1 pseudogene is annotated in these 6305 nt (G+C 74.9%); it reads left to right on the top strand.

Annotated features, from left to right (window positions below):
* Positions 1 to 162: 162 nt before the first annotated feature.
* Positions 163 to 6305: pseudogene (locus GA0115234_RS10690) on the top strand (hypothetical protein); the annotation flags it as partial.

The raw sequence follows: 6305 nt of genomic DNA, 5'->3' as shown, positions 1-6305 counted from the left end.
GGCGGCGAGCAGCAGGGCGCGGTACCGCCGGGCGGCGGCGGGCGCGCCACGGACGGACCCGGCACGCGGGACGGGGCGCGCCCCGGTGCCCGTCCTGGGCAGGGCGATCACGCGGAGACGCCCGTACCCGGACAGCGGCCCGGATCGCACGATCCGGCGGAGATGCCCGCCCCCGGGCAGCGCCCCGGGACGGACGAGCACCCGCGGACGACCCCGCCGGGTGAGGAGCCCGGGTCCACCACCCCCCGCCCCGGCGGCGCGCACGAGACGCACTCGGCCCCGCCCCCGGCGGGCGGCGGGCGGCGCCAGGACGGCTCCGGCGCGGACGGCGCCGACGGTTCCAAGACGACGGCCGGGAAGGGCGGCGGTGGCCGCACCCCGATGCCGCGCGAGGAGCTGAAGGACTGGCAGAAGCGTTTCGCGGACGCGGACGCCTCGGGCGACGAGCAGGCACAGCGCCGCGTCGAGGACGCGTACGACGCGCGTATGGACGAACTGGAGGGCGTCAAGAGCAAGCCGTCCCCGGACAGTCCCGAGGGCATCGCGAAGACCGCGGACGCGATGGAGAAGTACGCCCGCGACCACGGCGTACCCGCGCCCGAGGCGAAGCAGCTCTCCGACCAGTACGCGAAGGACAGCCTGTCGGGCGACCCGGGGGCCCGCCAGAAGGCGGTCGACAAGTACAACGAGGCCGTGGGGGACGCCCGCCGCGACCAGCAGTTCAAGGAGTGGATCGGGGACCGGGCCGGGCGCGGGAAGGGCGCGGGCGGGGGCCGCGGGAAGATGCCGCACGAGGAGCTGAAGGACTGGCAGAAGCGCTTCGCCGGTGCGGAGGACTCCGGCGACAAGGACGCCGTGACCCAGGCGGAGCACGACTACGGCAAGCGCCTCGACGAACTGGACGAGGCGGCGCGCGGACCGGTCCCGGACAGCCCCGAGTGGATCGACAGGCGCGCGGACGCCATGGAGAAGTACGCGCGGGACCAGGGCGTACCGGGCGAGGACGCGAAGCAGCTCTCCGACCAGTGGGCGAAGGCCGCGGCCTCCGGCGACCCGGGGGCGCGCGCGAAGGCGGGCTCGGACTGGAACGAGGCCGTCACGGACGCGCGCCGCGACCAGTGGATCGACGCGTGGAACAAGGACCGGGCCAAGACCGGGGTCGGCAGCGGCGACCGCGTCCGCATGACGCCCGGCGAACGGAAGAACTGGTTCGACCGCTTCGAGGAGGCGGAGTCCTCGGGCGACAAGGACGCCCTGGCCCGCGTCGAGCACGACCTCGACGCACGCCTCGACGAACTGGACCACTCGGCGTACGTGCCGCATGACCTCGACACCTCCGCCTCGGCGGGCCCGGACGTCACGAGCGGCCCGAAGACCGGCGGCGAGGTGTCGGACGGCGTGGCGACGACCCCGGGGGACCGCCCCGGCGGCACCCGGGGCGGCGGTGACGGTTCGCGGGACACGCGTACGGGGCGTGGCGGTGGCGAGGACGGCTCGCGGGACAGGCGCGCGGGGAGTGGGGGTGGCGAGGACGGCTCGCGGGACACGCGTACGGGGCGTGGCGGTGGCGAGGACGGCTCGCGGGACAGGCGTACGGGGAGTGGGGGTGGCGAGGACGACTTCCGCGACAGGCGCGCGGGGCGCGACTCGGACCAGGACGAGCTGGGGGACGGCTCCTGGCGCTTCCTGGGCGGGGACGACGGTCTCGTCCCCGAGCAGCCGAAGAACGTACAGGTCGCGACCGCGTACCCCGAGCCGTCGCGCCGTCCGGACCTGTGGAGCGCCATCAACGACAAGGGGCGCGGCGACCTGTGGGACGCGATCAACGAGCACAAGGGCGTTGACGCGGACGGCGGCCCCGCCCCGGCCCGGGAGACCGGCCCGGCGGACACGGCACCGCCCGCCCGTACGGGCGACGACGCGGCCCCGGTCCCGGGAACGAAGAACGGCGACGACACCGCCCCGGTCCCGGTGAGGAGGGACGGCGACACCGCCGCCGCGCCTCCCGTCCCGGAGCGCGACGCGGGTGGTGACCGTACCGAGGGCGGCAGGCCCGCACCGGCCGTGGCGGAGGACGCCCCGGCGCCCGCTCCCCAGCCAGGGAAGGGGACGGAGACGCCGCAGGCCCCGTCCGGACACCAGGTCTACGAGGGGCTGTTGCAGGGGCAGGGCCTTCTCGGCGAGGGGCAGGGCGTGCCCCGCTGGAACCGCCACGGGGTCCACGAGTTCTCCCCCGAGGGGAACCTCCGCTCCGAGACCACGAGCCCGCAGCGCGAGCGGGTCGCGCGGGTGACGCCTCAGCAGTGGGGCGAGGCGATGGAGCGGTACGTCCGGGGTCAGGGCTTGAGCCCGCGTGAGGCGGCCCAGTGGGGCCAGGCGTACCGCGAGGCGCGTATGCACGGGGACGAGAACGGATGGAGTCGCGTCGAGGACGGGGTGGCGAGCCGTCTCCTGGACCGTGAGATCGACCAGCGCGTGGCACAACGGACCCCGGAGCAGTGGGGGCAGGGCGTGCGGGACTTCGGCCGGGATTCCGGGATGTCCTTGGAGGAGGCCGCCGACTGGGGCAAGCGGGCGGAGGCCGCTTGGAGTCCGGGTGGCGACCGTGGCGCGTTCCACGGGAAGTTCCAGGAGCGTCTTGAGGAGATCCAGGCGGCGAAGCAGCAGGGTGGGGGCACGGGCGAGAACACACCGGCACCGGACGGCACGCGCGAGACCACCGGCACGCCCGCCACGACCACGCCTCCGGCCCCCGAGCGCGACGCACCCGGCGACCGGACCGAGAACACGAGGCCGGCTCCGGCGGCGGGCGAGGACGCGCCCGCTCCGGTAGCGGAGAAGGATGCCCCGGCCCCCGTTCCCCAGCCGGTGAAGGAGCCGGAGACGTCGCGGGCTCCGGCCGGACACGAGGTCTACGAGGGGCTGTTGCAGGATCAGGGGCTCCTCGGCCGTGGCCAGGGCGTGCCGCGCTGGGACCGGCACGGGGTGCACGGGCGGACCGGCGGGGCCGATTCCCTGGCCGGTACGGCGCAGCACCAGCGGGACCGGGTCGACGAGGTGACGCCCCAGCAGTGGGGCAAGGCCATGGAGCGGTACGCGCGGGCACAGGGCCTCAGTCCGCGTGAGGCGGCCTTCTGGGGCGACTCGTACCGCGAGGCGCGTATGCACACGGACGAGACGTCGTGGAGCCGCGTCGAGGACGGCGTGGCGAGTCGGCTCCTGGACCGTGAGATCGAGCAGGGCACGGCGCAGCGCACCCCGGAGCAGATGGGGAAGGGAGTACGGGACCACGCCCTGGATCGCGGCATGTCCCCGGACGAGGCGGCCTACTGGGGCCGGCGCGCGGAGGACGCGTGGGCCCCGGGCGGCGACCGTGGCGCGTTCCACGGGAAGTTCGAGAAGCGGCTTGAGGAGATCCAGGCGGCGAAGCAGCAGGGCGAGGGTAAGGGCGAGAACGCGCAGAACCCCGAGGTCACGGGGGAGAAGGACGCCGGTACGGAGTCCGCGCCCGCGCGTACGGAGGAACCGGGCGGCGTACCGCGCGGTGAGCACGAGAGCACCGACGCGCCCGTCACGACCACGCCGCCCGCCCCGGACCGTGACGCGCCCGGCGGCCGGACCGAGGACACGAAGCCGGAACCGGCCGTGGCGGACGACTCCCCTGCCCCTGCTCCGGCCGGGCACCAGGTCTACGAGGGGCTGTTGCAGGATCAGGGGCTCCTCGGCCGTGGCCAGGGCGTGCCGCACTGGGACCGGCACGGGGTCCACGAGCTGACCGGCGACGGCAGGCCGTACGCCGGGTCCGGGGACCTCCAGCGCGAGCGGGTCGCGCGGGTGACGCCTCAGCAGTGGGGCGAGGCGATGGAGCGGTACGTCCGGGGTCAGGGCTTGAGCCCGCGTGAGGCGGCCCAGTGGGGCCAGGCGTACCGCGAGGCGCGTATGCACGGGGACGAGAACGGATGGAGTCGCGTCGAGGACGGGGTGGCGAGCCGTCTCCTGGACCGTGAGATCGACCAGCGCGTGGCACAGCGGACCCCGGAGCAGTGGGGGCAGGGCGTGCGGGACTTCGGCCGGGATTCCGGGATGTCCTTGGAGGAGGCCGCCGACTGGGGCAAGCGGGCGGAGGCCGCCTGGAGTCCGGGTGGCGACCGTGGCGCGTTCCACGGGAAGTTCCAGGAGCGTCTTGAGGAGATCCAGGCGGCGAAGCGGGCCGCGCCGTCGGACCACGCCACGAACAGCGGCCCCGTACGCGACGAACCGGGCACCGTGGGACACGTGTCCCCGAAACCGGCCCCCGAGGAGGGCAGGATCACCCCGGACATGGTGGAGCCGGCCCCTGTGACGGGCAGGCCGGTTGTGGGTGGTGTGGAGCCGACGTCTGAGGTGGGCGAGCCGGTGGGCGATGTGGTGGAGCCGACCCCTGTGACGGGCAGGCCGGTTGTGGGTGGTGTGGAGCCGACGCCTGAGGTGGGCGAGCCGGTGGGCGAGCTCGTGGAGCCGACGCCCGGGACGGAAAGGCCCGTTCCGGGCGCCCTGAAGCCGATTCCCGGCGATTCCGGGCAGATCCCTGCCCTGGTGGAGCAGACCCCCGACCCGGTGGAGCAGCCTCCCACCACGACCACTCCTGCCCCCGACACCCCCGCGCAGTCGTCCCGTGGGACGCGTTCCGTGCCGCCGGCTTCGGAGGAGGTGCGGTTCGCGCCGCTCGCTCCCGGGCAGGCGTCCTTGGGCGACGCCGGCCCGTTCGGCCCGGTGATCAACGCGCGACCGGCGGTGGCCGCCGGGCAGACGCCGCCCGAGATCATCACCGACTGGGTGCGGCAGTCCGGCAGCTCCCGCCGCTCCGAACCGCTCCAGGCGGTGGATCTGGCCGTACGGGCCCTCGTCAACGGCTGGGGCGGCGAGCAGGAGGCCACGCACCGCACGCGGGTGCTTCAGGCGATCACGGCGTGGAAGGACTCCAAGAGCGGCAGGAGCGCGCGCGACGAGGCGATCGCGCGCCTCGGCCAGGCGGTCGTGGACCGGGGCACGGCGCTGACCGCCGCCGCCCCCGCGACCCGGCGCTCGATTCGGGACATGGGCCGGCTAAGCCCCCGGCCGCTGGTGCCGGTACCGCCGCACCAGCAGGAGGCCGAGGGCTACGGCCCCGCCCGGGGGTTCGAGGTGGAGGTCCACCTCATGCGGGTGCGACTGCCCCGGGGGGAAAGCCACCAGACATACGACCAGATCGTGAACGTCCCCGGCCTGCTCGACATCACCCTCGACAGTGCGGGCGGCCAGCCGGTCCTGGAGATCGTCTCGGCCCCCACCCGCTCCCTGGTCCACGGCGCGCCCGACGGGCGGGCCGAGCCCGAGGCGGTGGCCAACGCCTTCCTCGACTCGCTCCACCGCATCACACACGCCGTCGGCAGCACACGCCTCCCGGGCGTCTTCCCCGCGTCCCACGGGTACGTCGTCGACGACGACGCGGCGGAGCTGTGGCTCCAGGAGAACCCGTCCGCGCAGATCCTCGTGCACCACACGGTGGCCGTCCCGCTCTCCGGCTTCGTGCCCCTCCTCCGCCATGTTCGGGGCCGGATGCGCCCCGCCGCCGGTCAGGCGCTCGGCGCCGCGCACGCGGACAGCGACCGGGCGATCGCGTACGGGGAGAGGGGCGGCGAGCGATTCGCGCGCTGGATCGACGCACACCCCGCACAGCGCGCGCAGGTCACCGCCTTCGACGCGCCGGACCTCGTCGGCGTGCTCACCCTCGGCTTCGCCCAGGTCGTAGCGGCGCTTCGGGGCCGCGCCCCTGGCGCGAACTACCCGAAGGACTGGACGGCCGCCACCTCGCGCGACTCCCTCGCCGCCGTCCGCGCCGGGCTCGGCCCCGTGCCCCGCGCCTTCCTGGAGGACCAGGCGGACGTCCTCGCGCAGGACTTCGTCGCGGCCGTCCCCTTCGACGGCAACCCGCTGGAGCAGCGGCTGCGGGACGTCGGCAGGGGACAGAGCGCCACGGTCGGGGAGTACCTCGACAACCTGCTCCTTGAGCACCCCGACCGCGTCGTGGACCAGTACGAGGCACTCGTCGTCCGTTCCAACTTCGACGCGCTGGACAGCAACCCGGACGAGGACGGACGGCCGCGCATCGTGCCGTCAGTGGTCCGCGTCGAGGTGCGGTCCTACGCGCCGGTCGATTCGCGGGACGTCGATGTCCTCACCCAGTCCGACGCGCTCGCCGAGGTCTCCCTGACCGCGTACAACGAGGCGCGCGTCCTGCGTGGCCTGCCCCCCGTCGGCCCCGCCGTCCGCCCCGCGCCGCCCGC

It is taken from the genome of Streptomyces sp. DvalAA-43, assembly GCF_900091725.1.
GTDB lineage: Bacteria > Actinomycetota > Actinomycetes > Streptomycetales > Streptomycetaceae > Streptomyces > Streptomyces pulveraceus.
This window is presented reverse-complemented; position numbering and strand designations above follow the sequence as displayed.